Raw genomic sequence first — 25756 nt, forward strand, 5'->3', positions numbered from 1 at the left:
GCCGACCGCGGGAGGGCGCACCCTGCGGGGGGTTGCCCGGCGGGTACGGGCGACGACCGTCGCCGTGGCCGCCCGGGGGCTGGCCTCCGCCGTTGGGCGACCTTCGCCGGTGTTCGCTCATCTCTCAGCAACTCCTCGGTCGGGCTGTACGGGCCCGAAGGCAGGGTTCACGTCCGATGCCCGCAACCGCCTGAATCCCCGGAGGTGGTCCTCGTGCACACGCGACAGCGTACGCATCCTTCAATCGTCAACATCCGGACATCAAAGGACAAAAGCCGCATATGTTCGGCAGATCATTACAGTGCCGTTGCCTAGCGGGCCGCGTCGGCCCTTGACGCGGGGCCCTGCGCGCCTCGTCGGCACACGCCCCCGCCGCCTTGTGATCACGTTCACGCGCGCCCCCCTTGCTCGCATCGTGACCCCGGTTTACTGTTCTCGATATATCGAGCCGATACATCGGAGCGGCATAGCCGCGCCGTGCACCGGACCGGACGGCCACGGGGAGAGGAGGCGGCAGGGGATGAGCAGGCGTTCCGGAGTGCTGGAGTTCGCCGTTCTCGGCCTGCTGCACGACGCCCCCATGCACGGCTACGAGCTGCGCAAGCGGCTCAACGTCCTGCTCGGCTCGTTCCGCGCCTTCTCGTACGGCACGCTGTACCCCTGCCTGAAGAACCTGGTCGCCCAGGGCTTCCTGGTCGAGGACAACCCGGACGTCGAGTACGTCCCCGCCACCGCGCTCAACGGCAAGCGGTCGAAGATCGTCTACCGGCTCTCCCCCGAGGGCAAGCAGCGCTTCGAGGAGCTGCTCGCCGACTCGGGCCCGGACGCCTGGGAGGACGAGCACTTCGGCGTCCACTTCGCGTTCTTCGCGCGGACCGACAGGGCCGTGCGGATGCGCGTCCTGGAGGGCCGCCGCAGCCGGCTGGAGGAGCGGCTGGAGCGGATGCGCAGCTCGATCGCCCGCACCCGCGAGCGGTTCGACGACTACACGCTCGAACTCCAGCGGCACGGACTCGAATCGGTCGAGCGCGAGGTCCGCTGGCTCAACGAGCTCATCGAGACCGAGCGGGCCAACCGCACCGGGCGCAACGGCGCGCCGAACGGTGCCACACAGACTTCGGACGGCCGTGGCCAGGAGGCCGGGTCCTCGGACCCGCCGGGGCCACCGCACGACCGCCCGGGGCGCTCCGCACAGGAGCGCTGAGACCCGCGGCCCGGTGCCCTCGCAGCACCGGATCCACGGGAGGAGTGGGCGCCGCGCGCCCGTCAGACAGTCATACCAGTAGGGACGAGAACCGCCTTCCCGGCGGGCCTCATGAGAACACAGGGAGCAACCGGAATGGGTTCGGTTCGCGTAGCCATCGTGGGCGTGGGCAACTGCGCCGCGTCGCTGGTGCAGGGTGTCGAGTACTACAAGGACGCCGACCCGGCCGGCAAGGTCCCCGGGCTGATGCACGTGCAGTTCGGCGACTACCACGTCCGTGACGTGGAGTTCGTCGCCGCGTTCGACGTCGACGCCAAGAAGGTCGGCTTCGACCTGGCCGACGCCATCGGCAACAGCGAGAACAACACCATCAAGATCTGCGACGTGCCGCCGACCGGCGTCACCGTGCAGCGCGGCCACACCCTGGACGGCCTGGGCAAGTACTACCTCGAGACCATCGAGGAGTCGGACGAGGCCCCGGTCGACGTCGTCCAGGTCCTCAAGGACAAGCAGGTCGACGTCCTGGTCTGCTACCTGCCCGTCGGTTCCGAGGCGGCCGCCAAGTTCTACGCCCAGTGCGCCATCGACGCCAAGGTCGCCTTCGTGAACGCCCTCCCGGTGTTCATCGCCGGCACCAAGGAGTGGGCGGACAAGTTCACCGAGGCCGGCGTGCCGATCGTCGGTGACGACATCAAGTCCCAGGTCGGCGCCACCATCACGCACCGCGTGATGGCGAAGCTCTTCGAGGACCGCGGTGTCATCCTCGAGCGCACCATGCAGCTGAACGTCGGCGGCAACATGGACTTCAAGAACATGCTCGAGCGCGAGCGCCTGGAGTCCAAGAAGATCTCCAAGACCCAGGCCGTCACCTCGCAGATCCGCGACCGCGAGCTGGGTGCGAAGAACGTCCACATCGGCCCCTCCGACTACGTCGCGTGGCTCGACGACCGCAAGTGGGCGTACGTCCGCCTCGAGGGCCGCGCCTTCGGCGACGTCCCGCTGAACCTTGAGTACAAGCTCGAGGTCTGGGACTCCCCGAACTCGGCCGGTGTCATCATCGACGCCGTGCGCGCCGCGAAGATCGCCAAGGACCGCGGCATCGGCGGCCCGATCCTCTCCGCGTCCTCCTACTTCATGAAGTCCCCGCCGGTGCAGTACTTCGACGACGAGGCCAAGGAGAACGTCGAGAAGTTCATCCGCGGCGAGGTCGAGCGCTGAACGGACGGCTCCGCACCCGGCGACGGGCGCTGATCCGCTGAGCACGCCTCCCCGAGGGGCCCCGGTCCACGACCGGGGCCCCTCGGCGTTCCCGGGCCGAGGGATGTTTCACGTGAAACCGCGCCGCCCGGCATGGCAACCTGTCCGAGTGGCGATCATCCAGAACGACGGCAGGCAGGCACCCCACCGCGCCACCCTCCGCGGGCTGCTGCGAGGGCGCGACTTCCGCCGGCTGCTGGTGGTCCGGATGCTCAGCCAGCTCTCCGACGGCACCTTCCAGGTCGCGCTCGCCGCGTACGTGATCTTCTCCCCCGAGCGGCAGTCCTCGCCCGCCGACATCGCCGCGGTGCTCGCCGTCATGCTGCTGCCCTTCTCGGTGGTCGGCCCGTTCGCCGGTGTGCTGCTCGACCGCTGGCGCCGCCGGCAGGTCCTCCACTACGGCAACCTCGCCCGGTTCGGGCTGGGCCTGGTCACCGCGGCCCTGCTGCTCGGCCGCGCCCCGGAGTGGCTGTTCTTCGCCTCCGCGCTGCTGGTCACCGCCCTCAACCGGTTCATCCTGGCCGGCCTGTCCGCCGCCCTGCCCCGGGTCGTCGGCCCGGGCCAACTCGTCACCGCGAACGCCGTCTCCCCCACCCTCGGCACGGTCGCCGCCACCCTGGGCGGCGGACTCGGCTTCCTCGTCCACCAGGTGCTCCCGCCCAGCCCGCGGGCGGACGCCGCCCTGGTCGGCATCGCCGCACTGCTGTACCTCTCCGCCGCCCTGGCCGCCCTGCTGATCGACCGCGACCTGCTCGGACCCGAGCACCACCCCGGCCGGCCGCCGCTGAGCCGGGCGCTCACCACCGCCGCCCGCGACCTCGGCACGGCGCTGCGGCACCTGGTCCGCGACTGCCGCCCGGCCACCCACGCGCTGGCCGCCGTCACCCTGGCCCGGTTCTGCTACGGCGTGCTGATCGTCGTGGTGCTGATGCTCTCCCGCTACACCTTCAACTCCCCCGACGACGCCGCCGGCGGCCTGACCAGCCTGGGCCGCGCGGTCGGCTTCTCCGCGGTCGGCTTCTTCCTGGCCGCGCTGATCAGCCCTTGGTGCACGCGCCGGCTCGGACTCACCGGCTGGATGGTCACCTGCCTCGCCGCCGCGGCTGTCTTCGTCCCCGCCCTCGGCCTGTTCTTCCGCGAGTGGCCGAGCCTGGTCGCCGCCCTGCTGCTCGGCGTGGTCACCCAGGGCACCAAGATCTGTGCCGACACGCTCGTCCAGGAGTCGGTCGAGGACGACTTCCGCGGCCGGGTGTTCGCCGTCTACGACGTGCTGTTCAACGTCTCCTTCGTCGCCGCCGCCGGCGTCACCGCGGTGGTCCTGCCGCTCGACGGACGGTCCGGCGCGGTGGTCTGCGGAGTCGCCCTGACCTACGCGCTGGGCGCCCTGTACTACGCCCGCGCGGCCCGTTCCGACCGCCGCGGGCCGGGACTGACGTCCCGTCGGCCCGCCGGGAGTCGCTAAGGTACGTCCGCGTACGTCCGCGTACCGGCGCGACCTCAGAGCCCACGGGGGGACCGATGAGCACACCGCAGAATCCGTACGGCCAGCCGCAGTACGGCGCAGCGCCCCAGGGGCAGCCGCCCTACGGCGCACCGCCGCCGCCTCCGGCGTACGGCCAGCCGCCCGCCTACGGGCAGCAGCAGCCCTACGGCCAGCCTCCGGCCTACGGAGCGCCGCCCGCGTACGGACAGCAACCGCCGGCGTACGGCTACCCCGGCCCGGGGCAGCCGCCGCCCGCACCGCCCGGCGGGCCGCAGCCCCCGTACGGCGGCGGCCCCGGCCACCAGGCACCCGCGTACCCGCCGCCGCCCGGCCCCGCCGCGATGCCCGCACCGCCGAAGCCGAAGCGCCCGCTGAAGTTCTGGCTGCGCGGCGCCGTGGCGGCGGCCGGCCTGGTCGTGATCGTCATCGGCTTCTTCGTCGCCGACTCCTCGCCGTCGGCGGCCAAGGCGGGCGACTGCGTGGAGAAGACCGGCTACAAGAGCGTCTCCAAGGTGTCCTGCACCGACCCGAAGGCCACCTACAAGGTGCTGAACAACATCAGCGGCGGCAGCACGGCCGCCTGCGACGGCACCCCCGGGACGACGGCCACCTTCAGCGGCAGCACCGGCCGCCGCTGGCGGAAGAAGCACTACGTGCTCTGCCTGGGCCCGCTGACCTCCGGTTCGGTGAAGACCCCGGGCTCGGCCGCCTCGCCGAAGAAGTTCTGACCCTCGGCACCCCACGGGGCCCGGGGCGGGTGTTCCCGCCCCGGGCCCCGCGCCGTCAGCTCAGCAGGGCGGCCAGCTCGTCACCGTCCGCACCCTCGTCGACCGCCTGCAGCAGCAGGCGGCGGCGCCGGGCGACGGTGCGCTCTCCGTCGTCGAGGACGATCCGCTCCAGCCGGTCGACCCGGTCGGCCATCGCGTCGATCTTGCTGCTGTTCCGGCCGACCTCGACCGCCAGTGCGTTGAGCAGCGGCACCACCGCCGTGCCGACGACGTCCCGGACGACCTGCTCGGCCACCCCGGCGACCGCCGCCTGCAGCGAGCCCTCGGGCCACCTCGGAGCGTTGTCCACAGGGGGTGCGGCGCCGTCCACAGCCGCCGGGCGCGCCGCCCGCTCGGCGTCCAGCAGGTGGCAGCGCACCTGCCGGGCGGTCTCGCTGTCCCGCAGCAGCATGGCGACGTTGAGGACGGCGCGCCTGGTGAACAGGGCGAGCGAGCGGGCGCGCGACTGAATCCCACTGACTTCCTTGAAGGAAGTCAGTCGCGCACCGGCCACCACGACGTACCCGTTGGAGGCGAGTTCGGAGCGGTGGTCGGCCACCAGGGAGTAGATCGCGTTGATCCCCACCCCGAAGTAGGCCGCCACCCCCTCGGTGGTGACGTGCACGCCGTCCGGCAGCAGTTCCAGGGCCCGCACCCGGTCGAGCGTCTCGACCCGGCCCGCGACGGTCGCCCGCATGGTCGGCGACTCCAGGAGGACTGCATCCACAGCCATGGCCGTGTCCTTCCGTCCGGGGAGGGGCGGATCCCCTCCCTCGGACGGAGCAACGCTCCGCCGAGCGGGTGGTTACGCTCGGCGATGCTCGGATGCGAGGTTCCCGGCCGGGGCCGGGCGGCTCACTGCTGGCCGGCCCACCACTCCCGCAGCGCTGCGACGGCCTCCTCGTACTCCATCGGGCCGTGCTCCAGGCGGAGTTCCATCAGGAACCTGTAGGCCCTGCCGACCTGCGGGCCGGGCTTGAGGCCGAGCAGCTCCATGATCTGGTTGCCGTCCAGCGCCGGCCGGATCGCGTCGAGCTCCTCCTGCTCCTTGAGCAGGGTGATCCGCTCCTCCAGCGAGTCGTAGGTGCGGGCGAGCGCGGCGGCCTTCTTGCGGTTGCGGGTGGTGCAGTCGGAGCGGGTGAGCTTGTGCAGGCGCTCCAGCAGCGGGCCGGCGTCGGTGACGTAGCGGCGCACCGCGGAGTCCGTCCACTCGCCGCCGCCGTAGCCGTGGAAGCGCAGGTGGAGCTCGACCAGCCGGGAGACCTCGTCCACCAGCTCGTTGGAGTACTTGAGGGCGCGCATCCGCTTGCGGGTCATCTTGGCGCCGACCACCTCGTGGTGGTGGAAGGAGACCCGGCCGTCGGACTCGAAGCGGCGGGTGCGCGGCTTGCCGATGTCGTGCAGCAGCGCGGCGAGCCGCAGGGTGAGGTCCGGGCCGTCCTGCTCCAGCGCGATCGCCTGCTCCAGGACGGTGAGCGAGTGCTCGTAGACGTCCTTGTGGCGGTGGTGCTCGTCGCTCTCCAGCCGCAGCGCGGGCAGCTCCGGCAGCACGTGCTCGGCCAGGCCGGTGTCGACCAGCAGCCGCAGGCCCTCCACCGGGTGGGCGGCGAGCAGCAGCTTGTTGAGCTCGGCCTGGACGCGCTCGGCGGAGACGATGGTGATCCGCTCGGCCATGGCGGTCATCGCGGCGACGACCTCGGGCGCGGGCGTGAAGTCCAGCTGCGCCGCGAAGCGGGCCGCGCGCATCATCCGCAGCGGGTCGTCGGAGAAGGACTCCTCGGGGGTCGCCGGGGTGCGCAGCACCCGGGCCTCCAGGTCCTCCAGGCCGCGGTGCGGGTCGACGAAGCCGCGGCCGGGCAGGTCGACGGCCATCGCGTTGACGGTGAAGTCCCGGCGGACGAGGTCCTGCTCGATGGTGTCGCCGTAGGTGACCTCGGGCTTGCGCGAGGTGCGGTCGTACGCCTCGGAGCGGTAGGTGGTGATCTCGATCAGGAAGGAGCCGTCGGCGGTGTCCTTGCGGGCGCCGACCGTGCCGAAGGCGATGCCGACGTCCCAGACCGCGTCGGCCCAGCCCTTGACCAGCTTGAGCACCTGGTGCGGGCGGGCGTCGGTGGTGAAGTCGAGGTCGTTGCCCAGCCGGCCGAGCAGCGCGTCCCGGACGGAGCCGCCGACCAGCGCCAACCGGAAACCGGCCGCCTGGAAGCGGCGGGCGATCTCGTCGGCGACCGGCGAGACCCGGAGCAGTTCCTGCAGACCGAGGGTCTGCGCCTCGCTCAGCCCGGGAAGGGCGGTCGGCGCGGTGGAACTGGAATGATGGACGCTGGAGTCATTGGCAGTGGACACGGCTCCCTAGGGTACGTGCCCGGCAGGCCGCGCCGCCCGTCCGTTTCCGCCGTGTGCGGCGCTCGACGCCGGGGCGCGCCGGGTGCCCCTCCGGGCAGTCGGCGGCCCGCACCACCGGTCGCTCGGACACGTCGTTACCATGCCGGGAGAGCCCGGTGCGGGCGGCGCCCGCGGTGCTCCGGTCGGTCGGGGCTGCCCGGCGCCGGACGAGGCCTCCGGCCGGGTCCGCGATGGTCATGGCTATCCACTCATTCGATCGAGAAACGGCGAGGGCACAGCACGTGGGCGAGGCGCGGCACGGCCTGACAGCGTACGGACGCGTGGGACGAGCGGCGCGCCGCCTGGCCGCGGTGCTGGCCGGCGGTACCGTCCTGCTGTCCGCGGCGCCGTACGCCACCGCCGCAACCCCGGCCCGGACGGGCTTCCCGGCCGCCTCCCCGGACTACCCGGCGACCGTGCAGATCGACTCGCTCTCCGCGCCGGTGGCGGGCGACAACGCCACGGTGACGGTCACCGGCCGGGTCACCAACGCCGGCTCGTCCACGGTGAAGGCCGCGCACGTGGTGCTGCGCTCCCCCAAGGAGGAGCTGGACACCCGCAGCGCGATCAACCTGGTCGCCGGGCGCACCGGGCCGACCGGCAAGGACGGCACCGTCCTGGCCGGCCACAAGGCCGACCTCGGCGACCTCGCGCCCGGCCAGTCCCGGGCGTACACCCTGCAGGTGTCGACCGCCGACCTCGGGCTCAGGACGGCCGGCGTGTACGAGCTGGCGGTGGACGTCCGCGACGCGGACGAGGACCGCCCGCTCGGCATCGCCCGCACCTTCCTGCCGTTCAACACGGCGCCGAGCGGCAAGCAGACCCGGATCGCCACGCTGTGGCCGATCACCCACGCCCCCGAGCTGGTCGCCCAGACCATGCCGGACAACGACCAGATGCCGGTGCTGCGGGACGACAGCCTGGCGACCGAGCTCGCGCCCGGCGGACGGCTCGGCAAGCTGGTGAGCATCGGCCAGACCCTGCCCAACCTGACCTGGGTGGTCGACCCGGACCTGCTGGACACGGTGTACGCGATGACCAAGCCGTACCGGGTGCAGAAGCCCGGCACGGCGGGCGAGTCCGCCAAGGACGAGAACACCGTCGCCGGCACCGGCCAGAACGTCGCCGCCGCCTGGCTGGCGCAGCTGCGCACCGCGGTGGCCGCCAACGGCTCGCAGGTCGTGGCGCTGCCGTACGCCGACCCGGACCTCGCCTCGATCGCGCACAACGGCAACGGGCTGGCGGGCATGGACACCGCGCTGCGGAAGGCCTCCACCGCGGGCAAGGTGACCGCCGAGGGCCGGCTGTCGGTGGACGTGAGCGGCAACGTCGCCTGGCCGTTCCTGGGACGGCTGGACCAGGCGACCGCCGGTGTCGCCCGGACGGCCGGCGAGGACCTGGTGCTGGTGAACGGGTCGAGCATGCCGGAGTCCCGCTCGCTCTCCTACACGCCGAACGCGGTGCGGCCGATCGGCAACGGCCAGACCGCGGTGGTCGCCGACCCGGTGCTCTCCTCGCTGTTCTCCGGCGACCTCGACTCCGACCAGGCGCAGAGCCTCGCGCAGCAGCGTTTCCTGGCCGAGACGATGACGATCACCCAGCAGCGTCCGGACGACCAGCGCAGCCTGCTGGTGATGCCCTCCCGGACGCTGACGGTGGGCACCGCGGAGGCGCTCGCCGACGCCCTGCACGCGGCGGCGCAGCCGAACGGCTGGGTGGCGCCCACCCGCCTCGACGCGGTGGCCACGGCCGCCGCCGACCCGGAAGCCAACGGTTCGGTGCCGGGCGACTACCCGGGCGAGCTGCGGGGCTCCGAGCTCTCCTCGGCCGCGCTGGGCTCGGTGATGGGCGTGCAGACCGGGCTGGACCAGCTGCTGCAGATCCTGACCCAGCCGCAGCGGGTGCGCGGCCCGTTCAACGCCGCCATGGTCCGCTCGATGTCCACCCAGTGGCGCGACCACGCCGAGGCGTCCGCCGCCTACCGGAACGGCGTGCGGAGCTACCTGGACAACCTCACCGCAGCGGTGAAGGTGCCCGCCAAGAGCTCGATCACGCTGCCGGGCGACAACGCCATCCTGCTCGTGAGCGTCAAGAACGACCTCAACCAGGCGGTCGGCAACCTCGAACTGCGGGTCACCTCCGCGCAGGTGAACCGGCTCAACGTGGGCCAGCCGGCGACCGTGGTGCTGGACGGCACCACCAGCCGCACCTTCCGCTTCCCGGCCGAGGCGCAGGTCAACGGCCCGGTGCAGATGACCGCCCAGCTGTGGACGACCGGGCCGAACGCGCAGCCGTACGGCCAGGCGGTGTCCTTCACCGTCGAGGTGACCTCGGTGGCGAGCGGCGTCATGTACGTCATCGGCGGCGGTGTGGTGCTGATGGCGCTGGCCGGCGTCCGGTTCTCGCTGCAGCGCAAGAAGCGCTCCGCGGCCGGCGAGGTCGACCTCGACCCGGAGCGGCTGCTGGAGCCCGAGGACGCCGAGACCGGGGCCGACGCCGCGGCGGCCGCGGACAGCACCGCGGAGACCGCCCCAGGGACCGCCGAGGAAGCGGTCGGCGCGGCCGGCGCGGAGGGTGTCGGGGAGCCGTCCGACTCCACGCCGGAGAGCGCCTCAGATGCCCGGGATCGGGCCACCGGTGATGAGAAGGTTGGTCACTGAGGGAACCCCGTCCGGGCTCCACCGACCAGCGAAGAGGTGGCATGAGCAGCGGTCCGCGCGAGGAGCGAGCACAGGGCCGGGGCGGCCCCGGCAGCACGGGCGGGCCGAAGGCCGCCGAACCCGCCACCGACTGGTACGTGGACGACACCTACGCCCGTGATCCGCACGCGGGCGACGCCTTCGGCAGCGCGGCGGAGCACGATCCGTACGGGCTGGCCGCCGCCGAGGCCGCGGCCCTGCCGCCGCAGCCCGGCCCCCAGCCCGCCGAGGCGCAGCCGGCGGTCCTCGGCGCCCCCGTCCCGCACTGGGCGGGGACCCCGGTGCTGACCGCGGCGGAGCCGCCCGCCCGGAACGGCGGGAACCACGAGGGGAACGACGGCAGCGGGGACGACGACGGCACGGCCGACGAGGACCCCGACGAGGACTCCGACGCGGACGGGGCCGGCGAGACCGGGGCCGACGCCGAAGCCGAGGCGGAGGCGGAGGCCGCCGACTACCTGGGCGTCGACGCGCTGCTGAGCGGCGACCGGAGCGCCCCCGAGCCGCTGCCCTTCGTCCCGGCGATCGAGTTCGACCCGCCGCTCACCGCGGAGGAGGCGAGCCTGCACGAGGCGCTCGCCGAGGGCGGCCCTCAGGGCACCTCCGCCGCCCCACCGCCCGCCGGCCCGCCGCCCGCGGCCCCGCCGGCCGCTCCCCCGCCCACAACCGCGCCCGCCCCGGTGGCGGGCAGGGTCTCCGGCCTGGTCAACTCCAGTGCGCTGATGGCCGCCGGCACGCTCGTCTCCCGCGGCACCGGCTTCCTGCGCACGATGGTGATCGCCGCCGCGATCGGTGTCGGCACCATGGGCGACTCGTACAACGCCGCCAACACCCTGCCGACCCTGCTCTACATCCTGATCGGCGGCGGCGCGCTCAACGCCGTCTTCGTGCCGCAGCTCGTCCGCAGCATGAAGAACGACGAGGACGGCGGCACCGCCTACGCCAACCGGCTGCTCACCCTGGTGGTCTGCGGGCTGGCGGGCGTGGCGGCGGTGGCCGTGATCGCCGCGCCGCTGCTCGTGCAGCTGATCTCGCACTCGCTGATGCGCGACCCCGCCAGTGCGGAGACCACCGTCGCCCTGGCCCGGTACTGCCTGCCGACCATGTTCTTCATGGGTGTGCACGTGGTGATGGGCCAGATCCTCAACGCCCGCGGCCGGTTCGGGGCGATGATGTGGACGCCGGTGCTCAACAACCTGGTGGTGATCTCCACCTTCGGCGCCTACATCTGGGTCTACGGCACCTTCCAGCACAGCCAGGTGACGCCGCAGACGATCGCCCCCGAAGGCGTCCGGCTGCTCGGCGTCGGCACCCTGCTGGGCCTGGCCGTCCAGGCGCTGTCGATGATCCCCTACCTGCGGGCCGCCGGGTTCTCGTTCAGGCCCCGCTTCGACTGGCGCGGCCACGGCCTGGGCAAGGCCGCCCGGCTGGCCAAGTGGACCTTCCTGTTCGTGCTGGCCAACCAGGCGGGCTTCCTGGTCGTCACCCAGCTCGCCACCGCCGCCGGCGCCGCGGCCGAGGAGGACGGCCACCTGGGCGTCGGCCTCGCCGCGTACTCCAACGCGCTGCTGATCTGGCAGCTGCCGATGGCCGTGGTGACGGTCTCGGTGATGAGCGCGGTGCTGCCCCGGCTCTCCCGGGCGGCCGCCGACCACGACGCCGGCGCCGTCCGCGACGACCTGTCGTACGGACTGCGCACCTCCGCGGTGGCGATCGTCCCGGCGGCCTTCCTCTTCCTCGCGCTCGGCCCGGTGATCGGCTACGCCGTCTACGGCCTCGGCAACGGCGGCTCGTCCGCCCACGGCGCCCTGTCGATCGGCTACATGCTGTCGGCGTTCGCGCTCGGCCTGATCCCCTACTCCGTGCAGTACGTGCTGCTGCGCGGCTTCTACGCCTACGAGGACACCCGGACCCCGTTCTCCAACACCGTCTGGGTGGCCGCCTGCCAGGCCGTGACCGCGGTGCTCTGCTGGCTGGTCCTCCCCGCCCAGTGGGCGGTCACCGGCATGGCGCTCTGCTACGGCGCCTCGTACGCGGTCGGCGTCGCCGTCGCGGTGCCCCGGCTGAAGGCCCGGATCGGCGGCCTGGACACCGGCCGGATCGGCCGCACCTACGTCCGTCTGGCGATCGCCTCGCTGCCGGCCGCCGCCTTCGGGCTCGCCGTCGAGCTGGTGATGCTCGACCTGCTGGACGGCTGGCCGGCCGGGGTGCTGACCCTGGTGCTCGCCGCGTCGGTGCAGACCGGTACCTTCCTGCTGGTCGCCCGGCGGATGCGCATCGAGGAGCTGAACGCGATGCTCGGCATGGTGCGCAGCCGGCTCGGCCGCTGAGCATGACATGACGTCAACCCGGCGCGGCCCGAGCGGCTGCGCCGAGGGGGACCCCGATGACGGGCCGTCCACCGGATCGCGGATGATTGCGCAACCGGTCGGGCGGCCCAGCGGTCGTACCAGGGGAGAATCAGTGGGCACAATTGTCCTGGCGGACCCGGCGGCCGGGCGGACGGGCAGACCGGATTCTCAGGACCGGGCCGGAACTAAGGGGAGGCAGGACCACGGTGGCTGATGGCACCAAGGCGGTCGTCGACACGTCCGTCGCGGACGGGGCGGCGCTGGCCGTGGCAATCGAGGACGTCGAGCCCGAGGACGGCACCGCGGCCGACGGGCACGGCTCCACGGACGGGACCCCTGACGCCGCCTCGGACGCCTCTGACGCCGGCTCCGCCCCCGCCGCAGCCACCACCCGCGGCAAGGGCTCCGAGAGCCGCTCCGAGGCCGCTCAGCAGCCCTCCGGGGCCGCTGACGACGCCGACGGCACGGAGGTCGGCAAGGCCGTCTCCGAGGCCGTCGAGGCGGCCGTGACGGTCCGTGAGCCCGCCTCCGAGTCCTCCGGTGCCGACCGTGCCACCGGTGCCCCCGCGACCACCTCGGACACGGCGGACGCGGCGCCCGCGGACGACGCCGGGGAGTCCACCGCCCAGCTCTCCGCCGCCGAACTCGCCGCCGAACTCACCGCCCGGGGAGCCGCCGCCCCGGCCCGCCGCCCCTCCCGCTCCGGCCGCCCCGCCCCGCAGGCCCCGGCCCGCGAGGACCGACCCGTCGTCAGCACCGAGACCCTGGACGCCGACACCGGCACCCTCCCGGCCGCCAAGCCGGCCCCCCTGCGGCACAGCGGCGACAAGATCGGCGGCCGCTACCGGCTGGAGGAGTGCATCACCCAGTCGGAGACCTTCAGCAGCTGGCGCGCGGTCGACGAGAAGCTCCGCCGCGCGGTCGGCGTGCACCTGATGGCGGCCGGCCACCGGCGCGCCAAGGCGGTGCTGACCGCCGCCCGCGCCGCCGCCCTGCTCAACGACCCGCGCTTCGTCCAGGTCCTCGACGCCGTCCAGGAGGGCGACCTGGTCTACGTCGTCCGCGAGTGGCTGCCGGACGCCTCCGACCTGGCCCACCTGCTGGCCGACGGCCCGATGGAGCCCTACGACGCCTACCAGATGGTCCGTCAGGTCACCGACGCGGTCGCCGCCGCCCACCGCCGCGGCCAGGCCCACCTGCGGCTCACCCCGCGCTGCGTGCTGCGCACCGACACCGGCCAGTACCGGATCAACGGCATCGCGGTGGACGCCGCCCTGCGCGGTCTGCCCACCGAGGAGGCCGAGCGCACCGACACCCGCGCGATCGGCGCCCTGCTGTTCGCCGCGCTCACCCACCGCTGGCCGTACCCCGAGGACCGCTACGACCTGCGGGGCATGCCCAAGAACCTCGGCTGCGTGCCGCCGGACCAGGTCCGGGCCGGCGTCCACAAGGGCCTGTCCGAGCTGGCCGCCCGGGCCCTGTGCGAGCACCCCCCGCACCACCAGGACCCGATCACCACCCCCGAGCAGTTCGCCAAGGCGATCGCGCTCATGCCCAAGGTCCGACAGCCCGAGCAGCCGGCCCCGGCGTTCACCGCCAAGCCGAAGCCCCAGCCCCAGCCGCAGCCGGCCCAGCACAGCGCGGCCGCGCACACCGCCGTGCTCCAGCCCCCGCACGCCCGGCCGCCGCACGTCCCCCACCCGGACCCCGTCCCGGCGCCCCGGCCCCGGCGGCGCCGCCGGTTGGTGCGCACCGCCCTGCGCACGACCGCCTCGCTGGTGGCACTGGCCGCGATCGTGGTCGGCTCCTGGCAGGGCGTCGAGTACCTGAACAAGTCGAAGAACGGGCAGGCCGACGCCCCGCCCGCCCAGCAGTCCAGCGCCCCGCCGGCCCAGCAGTCCGGTGCGCCGCTCTCGGGCGTCACCCTCGACTACACGCCGACCTCGTTCAACGCCTTCGGCGACCGCAAGGACGAGCACGCCTCGGAGCTGTCCCTCCTCAAGGACGGCAAGGCCGACACCGCCTGGACGACCCAGAGCTACAACGACCCGTTCGGCGGCGGCTACCGGCCCGGCACGGGCCTGTTGCTCGACCTCGGCTCGGCCCGCCCCGTCGGCTCGGTCGTCGTCAAGCTCGCCGGCGGCGCCCACACCGTCGAGCTGAAGGCGCTGCCCGGCGCCACCTCGGCCCCGCAGATCAGCAAGGCCGGCTTCGAGAGCTTCGGCGACGCGATCGCCTCCGGCACCAGCAGCAACGAGCTCCAGCTGAAGCCCAAGAAGCCGGTCACCACCCGCTTCCTCTTGATCTGGCTGACCGCCATCCCCAACGATGGGAGCGACTACAAGGGCCAGGTGGCCGAGATCACGGTCAACGGCTGAGCGAGGACGGACAGGGGGTGGCGGACATGGCGGAGGAGCCGTCCGACGCCGATCTCCTGGCCCGGCACGTGGCCGGGGACCCGGACGCCTTCGGCCTCCTCGTCCGGCGCCACCGGGACCGCCTGTGGGCGGTCGCCCTGCGCACCCTCGGCGACCGCGAGGAGGCCGCCGACGCCCTCCAGGACGCCCTGGTCTCCGCGCTCCGCGCCGCCCACACCTTCCAGGGGCGCTCCCAGGTCACCACCTGGCTGCACCGGATCGTGGTCAACGCCTGCCTCGACCGGGCCCGCCGGGCCGCCTCCCGCCGCGCCGGCTCGCTGGACGAGGACCCGCAGCGCCTCGACGCCGCCCTCGGCAGCGCCGAGGCCACCGACAGCGTGGTGGTCCGCGCCGAACTGCGCCGCGAGGTCGCCGAGGCACTGACCGCCCTGCCGGCCGAGCAACGGGCCGCCCTCGTCCTGGTCGACATGCAGGGATACCCGGTCGCCGAGGCGGCCGAGGTGCTGGGCGTACCGGTCGGCACGGTGAAGAGTCGCTGCGCCCGCGGCCGGGCCCGTCTGCTGCCGCTCGTCCGCCATCTGCGTGGCGACGCCGTTTCACGTGAAACGGCGGAGGAGGACGGCCCGGCCCGCGGCACTCGCACGGATGTTTCACGTGAAACGCCGCCCCGTGGGAACCCGTCCGGCACCCGCGCCGTCCCAGCTACGGACGCCGCCGGGCGCCGCAGCGTGGTGGAAGGAGATGCGACCAAGCGATGACGCCGCACCCGCCTTCCACACCGTCCGCCCCGGACCCCGGGCACCCGGACGTCGAGGCACTGGCCGACCTCGCCGAGCAGCTGACCGACCCCGCCGACGAGCCGGCCCTCCGGCGCCACCTCGCCGGCTGCGCCGAGTGCGCGGACACCTTCGCGGCCCTCGCCGAGGTGCGGGAGCTGCTGGGCGAGGTGGAGACGCCGCCGATGCCCGCCGACGTCGCCGAACGGATCGACGCCGCCCTGGCCGCGGCCCGCACCGAACCGGCCGCCGCCACGACGCCGGCTGCCGACCGCCCCGCCACAGCTCCCGGTGGTCCCGGTGCCGCCTCGCCCCCCGCCGGACGGCCCGCCGGCAGCACCCGCCCGGGCAACGGCGGACCGGGCCGCGAGCGGCGCCCCCGACGCCGCGTCCGCCTCCTGCTGGCCACCGTCACGGCCGCCGCCGCGATCGGCTTCGGCGCGCTGCTGCTCCCGCTCTCCACGACCGGCGGCGGCACCGCGGGTGCCCCCGCCGACAGCGCCGCCCGGCCCGCCGCGGGCTCCGCCCAGAAGCCCGCGCTCACCGCGGGCACCACCTTCCAGGACGGCACCCTGGCCGCCCAGGCCCAGCAGCTGGTCCGCGCCGCCTCGGCCGCCCCCGGCAGCTCGAAGGCGCCCGAGGGGCTCGCCCAGCCGGACCGCGACGGATCCCCCGCCGGCACCGGTGCGCCGTCCTGCGCCGCGGCCCTCACCGGGCAGGGCGACCGGACACCGCTCGCCGTCGCCGGCGGCCGGTACGGCTCCACGGCCGTCACCGCCCTGGTGTACCCCGACGGCTCCGACCGGCTGGACGTCTACCTGATCACCCCGGACTGCTCGGCCCCCGGCGTCGTGCTCCACCGGACGGTCCCCGCGGGCTGATCGGGCCGACCGCCCCGGCCCGGAGCACCCGGCAGCGGGCACCGGGAACGGCCACCCATCGGAACATCCGCTCCCACAGTGCGGGCATGTGGCACAGCCGGGCCCGGGAATGCGGGAGACTGGTCAGTCGTTGTCCCGGGCGGCGGAGCAGGACCGCCCTCCCCGCCCCAGCGCGGGTCGCGAAGCGAACCAGGAGATGCAGTGAGCGACGTCCGTAACGTGATCATCATCGGTTCCGGCCCCGCCGGATACACCGCTGCGCTGTATACCGCGCGCGCCTCCCTGAAGCCGCTGGTCTTCGAGGGCGCCGTCACCGCGGGCGGCGCGCTGATGAACACCACCGAGGTCGAGAACTTCCCCGGCCACCGCGACGGCATCATGGGCCCCGAGCTCATGGACAACATGCGCGCGCAGGCCGAGAAGTTCGGCGCCGAGCTCGTCCCGGACGACATCGTCGCCGTCGACCTCACCGGCGACGTCAAGACCGTCACCGACTCCGAGGGCACCGTCCACCGCGCCCGCGCCGTGATCGTCGCCACCGGCTCCCAGCACCGCAAGCTCGGCCTCCCCCGCGAGGACGTCCTGTCCGGGCGCGGTGTCTCCTGGTGCGCCACCTGCGACGGCTTCTTCTTCCGCGACCAGGACATCGCCGTGGTCGGCGGCGGCGACACCGCCCTGGAGGAGGCCACCTTCCTCTCGCGCTTCGCCCGCAGCGTCACCGTCGTGCACCGCCGCGACAGCCTGCGCGCCTCCAAGGCCATGCAGGAGCGCGCCTTCGCCGACCCGAAGATCACCTTCGCCTGGGACAGCGCCGTCCAGGAGATCCACGGCGACCCGAAGCTGACCGGCCTCACCCTGCGCGACACCACCACCGGCGAGACCCGCGAGCTGGCGGTCACCGGCCTGTTCATCGCGATCGGCCACGACCCGCGCACCGAGCTCTTCACCGGCCAGCTCGACCTGGACGCCGAGGGCTACCTCAAGGTGGAGTCCCCCTCCACCCGGACGAACATCCCCGGCGTCTTCGGCGCCGGCGACGTGGTCGACCACACATACCGCCAGGCCATCACCGCCGCCGGCACCGGCTGCTCCGCCGCCCTGGACGCCGAGCGCTACCTCGCCTCGCTCGCCGACCTGGAGGCCCAGGCCGCGGCCGTCGCGGTCTGACGCCACCGAGGCCACGAGGCCTCGAAGGCCCCCGAAACAGAACAGCCCTCGCGGTTGTTGTCCCTACCGAAGGTGCCGAGCCGCCGCCCGGGCGGCGAGGCACCGCCTCGTCCGTGACCCCAAGGAGAGTTCCGTGGCCGGCGCCACCATCACCGTGACCGACGCGACCTTCGACGCCGAGGTGCTCAAGAGCGACAAGCCCGTCCTGGTCGACTTCTGGGCCACCTGGTGCGGCCCGTGCCGCCAGGTCGCTCCGATCCTGGAGGAGATCGCCGCCGAGCACAGCGACAAGCTGACCATCGCCAAGCTCGACGTCGACAACAACCAGGAGACCGCTGCCGCCTACAACGTCATCTCGATCCCGACGCTCAACGTGTACCAGAACGGCGAGCTGGTGAAGACCATCACCGGCGCCCGCCCGAAGGCCGCGCTGCTGCGCGAGCTGGCCGACTTCATCTGAGTCGCCGCCCGCCTGCCGGCCGCGGAGGGCCCCCGGACGATCCGGGGGCCCTCCGGCGTTTCCCGGCCCCCTCGCGGAGGCCTCCGGCACGGCTCAGAACGGCCGCAGCGCCGGCTCCTTCCGGGCTCCGCCCAGCAGCCGTTCCAGCGCCCCCTCGACGTCGCTGCGCCAGGACAACGTGCTCCTGGCCTCCAGCCGCAGCCGCGGGTAGCGGTGGTGCGGCCGTACGGTCTTGAAGCCCACCGCCAGCAGGTGGTCGGCGGGCAGCACGCAGCTCGGCGTCGGGCGGCCCACCGCCCCGAACGCCTCGATCGCCCGGAAGCCCCTGCGGAGCACGTCCTTGGCGACCGCCTGGACCAGCACCCGGCCGAGTCCCTGCCGCTGGTAGCCGGGCACCACCCGGCTCACCATCAGCTGCACGGCGTCCGAGGACACCGGGCTGGTCGGGAACGACTGCGAGCGCGGCACGTACGCCGCCGGTGCGAAGAGCACGAAGCCCGCCGGGACGTCGTCCACGTAGACGATGCGTCCGCAGGAGCCCCACTCCAGCAGCACCGCCGAGATCCACCCCTCCTTCTCCAACTCCCCCTTGCCCCCGTCCACCGCTGCCCGTCCGCTGACCGGGTCGAGTTCCCAGAACACGCACGAGCGGCAGCCGTCCGGCAGGTCGGCCAGGTTGTCCAGCGTCAGCGGAGCGAGCCTGCGACCCACGCCCCACACACCTCCTCCGGCTCGGTCCCACACCACGAGCTTGCTCCGAAAAACGCGAGGGGTGCACGTTTCACGTGAAACATGCACCCGCTCGTCCGCTTCTCGGTGAGCCTCCGGTCAGCCCTGGGAGAGCCGCAGCCCCTCCTCGCCCGGGGCGAGGCTGTCCAGGATCCGGTTCAGGTCCTCGACCGACCCGAACTCCAGCACCACCTTGCCCTTGCCGAGCTTGCCGCCGCGCTGCGAGACCTCGACCTTCACCCGGGTCTCGAACCGGTCGGAGAGCCGGCCCGCCAGGTCGTCGAAGGCCGGCGAGAGGATCCGCCCTGCCTTGGGGGCGGCGGCCTTCTTCGGCTTCTCCTCCCGCTCCATGAGCGAGACGATCTCCTCGGTGGTCCGCACCGAGAGGCCCTCCGCGACGATCCGCTGGGCCAGCGCGTCCTGCCGCTCGGCGTCCGGCACCCGCAGCAGCGCCCGGGCGTGGCCTGCGCTCAGCACCCCGGCCGCGACCCTGCGCTGCAGCGCGGGCGACAGCTTCAGCAGCCGCAGGGTGTTGGAGACGTGCGGACGCGAGCGGCCGATCCGGTCGGCCAGCGCCTCGTGGGTGCAGGCGAAGTCCCGCATCAGCTGGTCGTAGGCGGCCGCCTCCTCCAGCGGGTTCAGCTCGGCCCGGTGCAGGTTCTCCAGCAGCGCGTCCAGCAGCAGCTTGTCGTCCTCGGTGGCCCGGACGATCGCCGGGATCACCTCCAGGCCGGCCTCCCGGGAGGCGCGCCAGCGGCGCTCGCCCATGATGAGCTCGAAGCGCTCCGGGGCGGTCTGCCGGACGACCACCGGCTGCAGCAGGCCCACCTCCTTGATGGAGGCGACCAGCTCCGCGAGCTTCTCCTCGTCGAAGACCTCGCGCGGCTGCCGGGGGTTGGGCGTGATCGCGTCCAGCGGCAGCTCGGCGAAGCGCGCCCCGTCCACCGGCGCCAGCGCCGACTCCGGGACGCTCCGCGCACGGGCCTCGCCCGCCAGCTCCCGCAGGCTCTCCGCGGCGGCCTTCGCCGCCACCGTTCCGCGGCCGGTCGGCAGGACCGGCACGGCCACCGGGGTCGCCGACCCCGCGGTCGCGGCCGGGACGGCCGCCGGCGCCCCTGCCGCCGGGGTGGCGGCCGGGATCAGCGCCCCCAGACCCCGTCCCAGTCCTCTGCGCCCACCACTCACCGGTTGCCCTCCATCGTGCCGTGCTGTGCCGTCGCGGCGGTCGCCGCCGCGGCAGCCGTCCGCTGCTGCCCGACCGCACCGTAACCGGCCGGGGCACCGGGCGCGAAACCGCCCTCCGCGGACCGCATCGCGATCTCCCGGGCGGCCTCCAGGTAGGAGAGCGCACCGGTGGAACCGGGATCGTAGGTGAGCACGGTCTGCCCGTAGCTGGGCGCCTCGGAGATCCGGACCGAGCGCGGGATGGCCGTCCGCAGCACCTCGTGCTCGAAGTGCGTCCGGACCTCCTCCGCGACCTGGGCCGCCAGCCGGGTGCGGGCGTCGTACATGGTGAGCAGGATCGTGGAGACGTGCAGCGCCGGGTTGAGGTGGGCGCGCACCAGCTCGACGTTGCGCAGCAGCTGCCCGAGGCCCTCCAGCGCGTAGTACTCGCACTGGATCGGGATCAGCACCTCCTGGCCGGCGACCAGGGCGTTGACGGTCAGCAGGCCGAGCGAGGGCGGGCAGTCGATCAGGACGTAGTCCAGCGGCTGCTCGTACGCGGCGATCGCGCGCTGCAGGCGGCTCTCGCGGGCCACCAGCGAGACGAGCTCGATCTCCGCACCGGCCAGGTCGATGGTGGCCGGGCAGCAGAACAGCCCCTCCACGTCCACCACCGGCTGGACGACGTCGGCGAGCGGCTTGCCCTCGACCAGGACGTCGTAGATCGACGGCACCTCCGCGTGGTGGTCGATGCCGAGTGCGGTGGAGGCGTTGCCCTGCGGGTCGAGGTCGACGACCAGCACCCGCAGCCCGTGCATCGCCAGGCCGGCGGCCAGGTTGACGGTCGTGGTGGTCTTGCCCACCCCGCCCTTCTGGTTGGCCACCACGATCACCCGGGTGCTGGCCGGCCTGGGCAGCCCCTCCCCGGTCCGCCCGATGGCCTGCACCGCGGCCTGGGCGGCGCGCGCGATCGGCGTGTCGTCGATCTGGTGAATGGTCTCGGAGTCCTGCATGGGGGTCAGTGTTTCACGTGAAACCGGAGCGGCAACAGTCACCGCCATGGCGCGGTCGAGGATTCCGGGGAGCAGTGAGCGTCGTTTCACGTGAAACACCATGACCGGAATGTCACACATCTGACGGTGCGACACTCCGTCCCCGATCCGATACCACCCTCCTGGCGACGTTCCCGTCCGGAGCACCGCCTCCGGCCTGCACAAACGCGAGGAGCGGGCGGCCCGACGGCCACCCGCTCCCGGCACTTCCGGAACCGGTCGATCAGCGCCGGCGGCGCGCACCCCCGCGGCCGCCGTCCTTGGCGCCACGGCCGGCCCGGGCCGCCTTGGCCCGCCGAGTGGCCGCCCTCACACCGCCGGGGCTCTCGCCCGCCTCCACCCGGACCACCCGGGTCGAGGTCTCCAGCGTGCCCTCGCCCACCGAGATCACCGACCAGCGCTCCGCACCCAGCTTGGTGAGCGCGGACCGCGAGTCCTCGATCTCCTGCTCCGCGGTGTCGCCCTTCAGCGCCAGCATCTGGCCGTACGGCCGCAGCAGCGGCATCCCCCAGCCGGCCAGCCGGTCCAGCGGGGCCACCGCCCGGGCCGTGACGATGTCCACCGCGACCTTGCCGACCATCTCCTCGGCCCGGCCGCGCAGCACCGTCACGTTCTCCAGACCGAGCTCGCGGACCACCTCCTCCAGGAAGGTGGTGCGCCGCAGCAGCGGCTCCAGCAGGGTGACCGAGACGTCCGGCCGGGCCATCGCCACCGGGATGCCCGGCAGGCCGGCCCCGGAGCCGACGTCGCAGAGCGAGGCGTTGGCCGGCAGCAGCTCCGCCAGCACGGCGCAGTTCAGCACGTGGCGATCCCACAGCCGCGGCACCTCGCGCGGACCGATCAGCCCACGCTGCACCCCGGACGTCGCGAGCAGCTCGGTGTACCGCACCGCGACCGGCAGCCGGTCCCCGAAGATGCCCGCCGCGGCCGCCGGCGGCTCGCCGGGCCCCGCACCGGGGGCCGGAACGCCGGCAGCGGCGTCCTCCACCGGGGTGCCCCGACCGGGTGCGCCCTCCGACGGGCCGCCCTCGGTCGCCACGCCGTCCGTCTCCATGTCAGCCTCTCCGCTCACCGTATCCACCCCACATCAGGCACCATCCTCACGCGGACACCCGCCCCGCACGCAAACCGGGCCGTACGAACCACCCTCGAAGGAACGACGACCCCGCCCGCACGCGGCGGACGGGGTCGCTCGACAGGGCACGGGGTCAGCTCGGAAGCACGACCACGCACCGCTGGGGCTCCTCGCCCTCCGACTCGCTGCGCAGTCCGGCGGCCGCGACCGCGTCGTGCACCACCTTGCGCTCGAAGGGGGTCATCGGGCGGAGCTTGACCTGCTCGCCGGTGGACTTCGCCTTCTCGGCCGCCTCGGCGCCGAGCGTGGCCAGCTCGGCCCGCTTGCGGGCCCGGAAGCCCGCGATGTCCAGCATCAGACGGCTGCGCTCGCCGGTCTCCCGGTGCACCGCCAGGCGGGTCAGCTCCTGCAGCGCCTCCAGCACCTCGCCGTCCTGGCCGACCAGCCGCTGCAGCGCCCGGTCGGTGCCGTCGCTGACGATCGAGACCAGCGCCCGGTCGCCCTCGACGTCCATGTCGATGTCGCCGTCCAGGTCCGCGATGTCCAGCAGACCCTCCAGGTAGTCGGCGGCGATGTCGCCCTCGCGCTCCAGCCGCGCGACGACGCTCTCGCCGGACTCCGCGCCTGCCTCGACCTCGACGGCGGAGGTGGTGCCTTCCGTCACTGATGGACTCCTTCGGGGATGGGCCCTCGGGTGGGGCCGAGAGGGAAGATCTGGGTCCGCGTCGACCGGCGTCGGCCGGTCAGGACTTCTTCTTCGGCCGCTGGCCGCCGCCCTGGCCGCCGCGCTTCGGCTGCTGGCGCGGACCGGTCTTGCCGGCGGGCTGCTTGACCGCGGAGTGACCGGCCGGGACGGCGTCGTCCTGCTTGGACAGCGCCACCGGCTCGTCGGCGACGTGCTCCTCGGCGTGCTCGCCGGTCGTCGTCTGCGCCTGGTGGCCGGCGGTCTGCTGGCGCTGCGCCTTGCTCTGCTTGCGCGGCTGCTGGCGACGGACCTGGACGGTCTCGGCCACCACGGCCTCGGCGGTCGCCGCGGGCTGCTTGTTGCCACCCGTCAGCGCGGCCAGCCAGGGGGCCTTGCGGACGGAGCCGTCCGGGTTGAGCCGGCCGGCCTTCTTCAGACGGGCCTGGCGCTCGGCGAAGGCCTTGGAGCCCGGCGTCGGGTTGTTGCGGATGACGATCAGCTGCTGGCCCATCGACCAGACGTTGGTGGTCAGCCAGTAGACCAGGACACCGACCGGGAAGTTGATGCCCATCACGGCGAAGATGATCGGGAAGACGTACATGAGCATCTTCTGCTGCTGCATGAACGGCGTCTTGATCGTCAGGTCGACGTTCTTGGTCATCAGCTGGCGCTGGGTGACGAACTGCGACAGCGACATCAGGACGATCATCACCGCGACGACGATCTTGACGCTCAGCTCGCTACTGCCCAGGAAGGTCGCCGAGAGCGGGGCGCCGAAGATGTGCGCCTGCTTGGCGCTGTCCAGCAGCTGCTCGTTGATGACGCCAATCGTCTTGTCGGCGGCCACCGAGGCCAGCACTCCGTAGAGGGCCGTGAAGAACGGGGCCTGCACCAGGATCGGGAGACAGCTCGAGAAGGGGTTGGTACCCGCCTCCTTGTAGAGCTTCATCATCTCTTCGGACTGGCGCTGCCGGTCGTTCTTGTAGCGCTCCTGGATGGCCTTCATCTTCGGCTGGATCGCCTGCATGGCCCGGGTCGCCTTGATCTGCTTCACGAAGAGCGGGATCAGGCAGATCCGGATGACGACCACCATCGAGACGATGGACAGACCCCAGGCCCAGCCGCCGTCCGGATCGAAGACGTGGCTGTACAGCGAGTGGAACTGGACGATGATCCAGGACACCGCTGTGTAGAGGGGGCTAAGGAAGGAGAACGTCACCGGTCAGGCTCCTTGGACATCAGGATTGGCCACCGGCTCCGGCCCGGCGGTCCCACTCTTCGGGCTCAGCAGATTGCGGACCCGGCGGTGCCACACCGGGTGCTTGCGCGGTGGCACATGGTCGACCCCACCCGGCGACCAGGGGTTGCAGCGCAGGATGCGCCATGCGGTCAGACCGCTCCCCTTGATCGCACCGTGCTGGCGCACCGCCTCGTACCCGTAGTGCGAGCACGAGGGGTAGTAACGGCACACCGGCCCGAGCAGCGGACTGATCGTCCACTGGTAGAGCCTGATCAGCCCCATCAGCAGGTACTTCATCGCCCTGCTCCCGTCGGCGCACTGCCGGTCGGCTCCGCCCGGAGCAACCGCCGCAGCGCCGCGTCCAGGTCGTGTTCGAGATCGATGTACGACGCCGACCCCGCCTGGGGCAACGCGCGTACCACTATCAGGCTACCTGCGGGCAGCCGGGGCAGACGCTCACGGACGAGGTGACGAAGGCGACGCTTCACGAGATTGCGCACGACCGCGGATCCCACGGCCTTGCTCACGACGAAACCCGCACGCGCCGAAGGAAGCCCCTCGGCGGCGTGCGGGCCGCAGTCGCTTTCCCGGTCCGTCGGCCCCGGCCGGCCACCCTCTCTGTCGAGGTGGACGACCAGCAGGGGCTTACCGGCCCGGCGACCGCGTTTCACCGCGGTCGAGAAGTCCTGGCGCCGCCGCAGCCGATTCTCGGAGGGCAGCACGATCAGAACCCGTGCGCCGGATCAGGCGGACAGGCTGGCGCGGCCCTTGCCACGGCGAGCGGCCAGGATGGCGCGGCCGGCGCGGGTACGCATCCGGAGCCGGAAGCCGTGGGTCTTGGCGCGACGGCGGTTGTTCGGCTGGAAGGTGCGCTTGCTCACTCGGGGGCTCCTGAGGTGAATCGTAGGATGACGGGACGTCGCTTGGCCGTCACCGTGCGTCCGCGCGATCTCCCCTTCGACGGGAAATCCACCCCAACGGCCCAGGTCTGCTGGGGTTGGGGCCATCCACGGCGCCCGTGCTGCGCGCCTTGTGGAAGCGGGTGGACCCGCGGGCATGCGGCAGCGGCCATCGACAACTCGACCTGGTTACGGTACGCGGCACCGCCCCGGAGGGTCAAACCGGCAGCCCCGCCGCCCGTCGCCCACAGCCTGTGGACAACAACTTGAATCAGCTCTGCCCGCTGACTACCGTTGCAGGACTTGTCGGGTTTGTTCATCGATCGGACCGGCACCCCGAGTCCCCCTGAGCCCCCCACCGCGGGGAACGAGAAAGCGTGCACCAGTGGCTGATGTCAACAGCGATCTCGTCCCGCTCTGGGCGAAGGTCGTCGAGCGGCTGGTCAACGACGCCGGGGTCGGGGACAGCGACAAGATGTGGCTGCGGCGCACCCAGCCGATGTGGATGATGCACGACACCGCCCTGCTGGCGGCCCCCAACGAGCGGGCCAAGCAGGTGCTGGAGGGTCGTCTCCTCCCCCAGCTCACCGAGGCGCTCACCTACGAGTTCGCCCGGCCCGTCCGGATCGCCGTGATGGTGGACGCCAACGCGCTGCCGACCCCCGCCCCCGAGCCGCAGCAGGCCGAGCCGCCGCGCCCGCAGCCCGGCCAGGAGTGGTCCGAGCGCCCGTACCACGGCGAGCCCGAGCGCTACGCACCCCCGTCCTACGACCAGCCCCGGCCGTACGAGCAGCAGCCCGAGCGCCCGTACGAGCAGCCGGAGCGGCCCGACCGGTACGACGCCCCCCGCTACGAGCAGGTACCGGCCCCGTACGCCGAGGAGCAGCGACCCTGGGGCGAGCGCCCCGCCGCCCCCGCCGAGTGGGACCGCCCCGACTACGAGCAGGCGCCTCCGCCCGCCGCCGAGCGGCAGCCCGAGCCGCCCCGGCCGAAGGGGCTGCCGACCGCCACCCCCGCGCAGGGCGACCTGTTCGGCGGGGTGCTGGGGCCGGACCCGTCCGAGGCCAGGCCGCGGGCGGGCGGCGGCTCGCGCCGCGGTGCCGCCCG

General features: G+C 73.2%; 22 protein-coding genes and 1 pseudogene. 12 read left to right on the forward strand and 11 right to left on the reverse strand.

Translation table 11 applies throughout. From position 1 onward, the window contains the following. Nucleotides 1-520: 520 nt before the first annotated feature. The 4 genes from ABZ641_RS06615 to ABZ641_RS06630 all read left to right on the forward strand — a co-directional run bounded on the left by ABZ641_RS06615 (nucleotide 521) and on the right by ABZ641_RS06630 (nucleotide 4672). Nucleotides 521-1204, forward strand: coding sequence for a helix-turn-helix transcriptional regulator (locus tag ABZ641_RS06615; RefSeq protein ID WP_344623000.1), 684 nt, complete (start codon nucleotides 521-523; stop codon nucleotides 1202-1204). Nucleotides 1205-1339: 135 nt separating this feature from the next. After that, nucleotides 1340-2422: an inositol-3-phosphate synthase gene (locus tag ABZ641_RS06620; protein WP_263104417.1), complete on the forward strand. Its 1083-nt coding sequence runs from the start codon at nucleotides 1340-1342 to the stop codon at nucleotides 2420-2422. Nucleotides 2423-2570: 148 nt separating this feature from the next. Further along, nucleotides 2571-3923, forward strand: a complete 1353-nt coding sequence (locus tag ABZ641_RS06625) for an MFS transporter (RefSeq protein WP_359979658.1) — start codon at nucleotides 2571-2573, stop codon at nucleotides 3921-3923. Between the two features lie 56 nt (nucleotides 3924-3979). Beyond that, the gene (locus ABZ641_RS06630; RefSeq protein ID WP_344623002.1) at nucleotides 3980-4672 is read left to right on the forward strand and encodes a hypothetical protein; all 693 of its coding nucleotides are present in this window, start codon (nucleotides 3980-3982) and stop codon (nucleotides 4670-4672) included. A 55-nt stretch (nucleotides 4673-4727) separates the two neighbouring features. Here ABZ641_RS06630 and ABZ641_RS06635 read toward each other — a convergent pair whose 3' ends face one another. Both ABZ641_RS06635 and ABZ641_RS06640 read right to left on the reverse strand, forming a co-directional pair. Continuing rightward, entirely contained in the window at nucleotides 4728-5444 is a 717-nt protein-coding gene (locus ABZ641_RS06635; protein WP_359979661.1) for a restriction endonuclease, read from the reverse strand. Nucleotides 5445-5566: 122 nt separating this feature from the next. Beyond that, nucleotides 5567-6988: a CCA tRNA nucleotidyltransferase gene (locus ABZ641_RS06640; RefSeq protein WP_359979684.1), complete on the reverse strand. Its 1422-nt coding sequence runs from the start codon at nucleotides 6986-6988 to the stop codon at nucleotides 5567-5569. Nucleotides 6989-7374: 386 nt separating this feature from the next. Between ABZ641_RS06640 and ABZ641_RS06645 the strand changes: the two genes are divergently transcribed. From ABZ641_RS06645 to trxA, 7 genes are all read left to right on the forward strand, one after another. After that, the gene (locus tag ABZ641_RS06645) at nucleotides 7375-9753 is read left to right on the forward strand and encodes a DUF6049 family protein (RefSeq protein WP_359979664.1); all 2379 of its coding nucleotides are present in this window, start codon (nucleotides 7375-7377) and stop codon (nucleotides 9751-9753) included. Between the two features lie 41 nt (nucleotides 9754-9794). Continuing rightward, the gene (gene murJ, locus ABZ641_RS06650) at nucleotides 9795-12122 is read left to right on the forward strand and encodes a murein biosynthesis integral membrane protein MurJ (protein ID WP_359979666.1); all 2328 of its coding nucleotides are present in this window, start codon (nucleotides 9795-9797) and stop codon (nucleotides 12120-12122) included. A gap of 227 nt (nucleotides 12123-12349) precedes the next feature. After that, nucleotides 12350-14521 carry a serine/threonine protein kinase gene (locus ABZ641_RS06655; RefSeq protein ID WP_359979668.1) on the forward strand — a complete coding sequence of 724 codons (2172 nt, stop codon included), beginning with the start codon at nucleotides 12350-12352 and terminating at the stop codon, nucleotides 14519-14521. Nucleotides 14522-14547: 26 nt separating this feature from the next. Beyond that, nucleotides 14548-15279, forward strand: coding sequence for an RNA polymerase sigma factor SigM (gene sigM, locus ABZ641_RS06660; RefSeq protein WP_344623080.1), 732 nt, complete (start codon nucleotides 14548-14550; stop codon nucleotides 15277-15279). Further along, nucleotides 15276-16178 (forward strand): hypothetical protein, encoded by a 903-nt coding sequence (locus tag ABZ641_RS06665; protein WP_359979670.1) that lies wholly within the window; start codon nucleotides 15276-15278, stop codon nucleotides 16176-16178. The genes sigM and ABZ641_RS06665 overlap by 4 nt, the downstream gene beginning before the upstream one ends. A 201-nt stretch (nucleotides 16179-16379) precedes the next feature. Further along, nucleotides 16380-17345: a thioredoxin-disulfide reductase gene (gene trxB / locus ABZ641_RS06670; RefSeq protein ID WP_359979673.1), complete on the forward strand. Its 966-nt coding sequence runs from the start codon at nucleotides 16380-16382 to the stop codon at nucleotides 17343-17345. Nucleotides 17346-17478: 133 nt separating this feature from the next. Next, nucleotides 17479-17805 carry a thioredoxin gene (gene trxA / locus ABZ641_RS06675; protein ID WP_263104408.1) on the forward strand — a complete coding sequence of 109 codons (327 nt, stop codon included), beginning with the start codon at nucleotides 17479-17481 and terminating at the stop codon, nucleotides 17803-17805. Nucleotides 17806-17898: 93 nt separating this feature from the next. Here trxA and ABZ641_RS06680 read toward each other — a convergent pair whose 3' ends face one another. From ABZ641_RS06680 to rpmH, 9 genes are all read right to left on the reverse strand, one after another. Beyond that, nucleotides 17899-18516, reverse strand: coding sequence for a GNAT family N-acetyltransferase (locus ABZ641_RS06680; protein ID WP_344623009.1), 618 nt, complete (start codon nucleotides 18514-18516; stop codon nucleotides 17899-17901). A gap of 117 nt (nucleotides 18517-18633) precedes the next feature. Continuing rightward, a complete protein-coding gene (locus ABZ641_RS06685) occupies nucleotides 18634-19719 on the reverse strand; it encodes a ParB/RepB/Spo0J family partition protein (RefSeq protein ID WP_359979676.1) in 1086 nt (361 codons plus the stop codon). Next, the gene (locus ABZ641_RS06690; RefSeq protein WP_344623081.1) at nucleotides 19716-20684 is read right to left on the reverse strand and encodes a ParA family protein; all 969 of its coding nucleotides are present in this window, start codon (nucleotides 20682-20684) and stop codon (nucleotides 19716-19718) included. Before ABZ641_RS06690 ends, ABZ641_RS06685 begins: the two co-directional genes overlap by 4 nt. Before the next feature lie 289 nt (nucleotides 20685-20973). After that, nucleotides 20974-21822, reverse strand: coding sequence for a 16S rRNA (guanine(527)-N(7))-methyltransferase RsmG (gene rsmG, locus ABZ641_RS06695; RefSeq protein WP_344623011.1), 849 nt, complete (start codon nucleotides 21820-21822; stop codon nucleotides 20974-20976). A 136-nt stretch (nucleotides 21823-21958) separates the two neighbouring features. Then, nucleotides 21959-22417, reverse strand: a complete 459-nt coding sequence (locus ABZ641_RS06700; RefSeq protein ID WP_344623082.1) for a R3H domain-containing nucleic acid-binding protein — start codon at nucleotides 22415-22417, stop codon at nucleotides 21959-21961. A 151-nt stretch (nucleotides 22418-22568) separates the two neighbouring features. Beyond that, nucleotides 22569-23729 carry a membrane protein insertase YidC gene (gene yidC / locus ABZ641_RS06705; protein ID WP_359979680.1) on the reverse strand — a complete coding sequence of 387 codons (1161 nt, stop codon included), beginning with the start codon at nucleotides 23727-23729 and terminating at the stop codon, nucleotides 22569-22571. Nucleotides 23730-23732: 3 nt separating this feature from the next. Further along, nucleotides 23733-24047: a membrane protein insertion efficiency factor YidD gene (gene yidD / locus ABZ641_RS06710; RefSeq protein WP_344623013.1), complete on the reverse strand. Its 315-nt coding sequence runs from the start codon at nucleotides 24045-24047 to the stop codon at nucleotides 23733-23735. Next, complete coding sequence (rnpA, locus tag ABZ641_RS06715) at nucleotides 24044-24472, reverse strand: ribonuclease P protein component (protein ID WP_344623014.1); 429 nt, start codon at nucleotides 24470-24472, stop codon at nucleotides 24044-24046. Before rnpA ends, yidD begins: the two co-directional genes overlap by 4 nt. A 21-nt stretch (nucleotides 24473-24493) precedes the next feature. Continuing rightward, nucleotides 24494-24631: a 50S ribosomal protein L34 gene (gene rpmH / locus ABZ641_RS06720; RefSeq protein WP_030059672.1), complete on the reverse strand. Its 138-nt coding sequence runs from the start codon at nucleotides 24629-24631 to the stop codon at nucleotides 24494-24496. 403 nt (nucleotides 24632-25034) lie between these two features. Here rpmH and ABZ641_RS06725 point away from each other — a divergent pair. Then, nucleotides 25035-25756: pseudogene (locus ABZ641_RS06725) on the forward strand (chromosomal replication initiator DnaA); the annotation flags it as partial.

The sequence above is a fragment of the Kitasatospora sp. NPDC007106 genome (assembly GCF_040634455.1).
GTDB lineage: Bacteria > Actinomycetota > Actinomycetes > Streptomycetales > Streptomycetaceae > Kitasatospora > Kitasatospora arboriphila.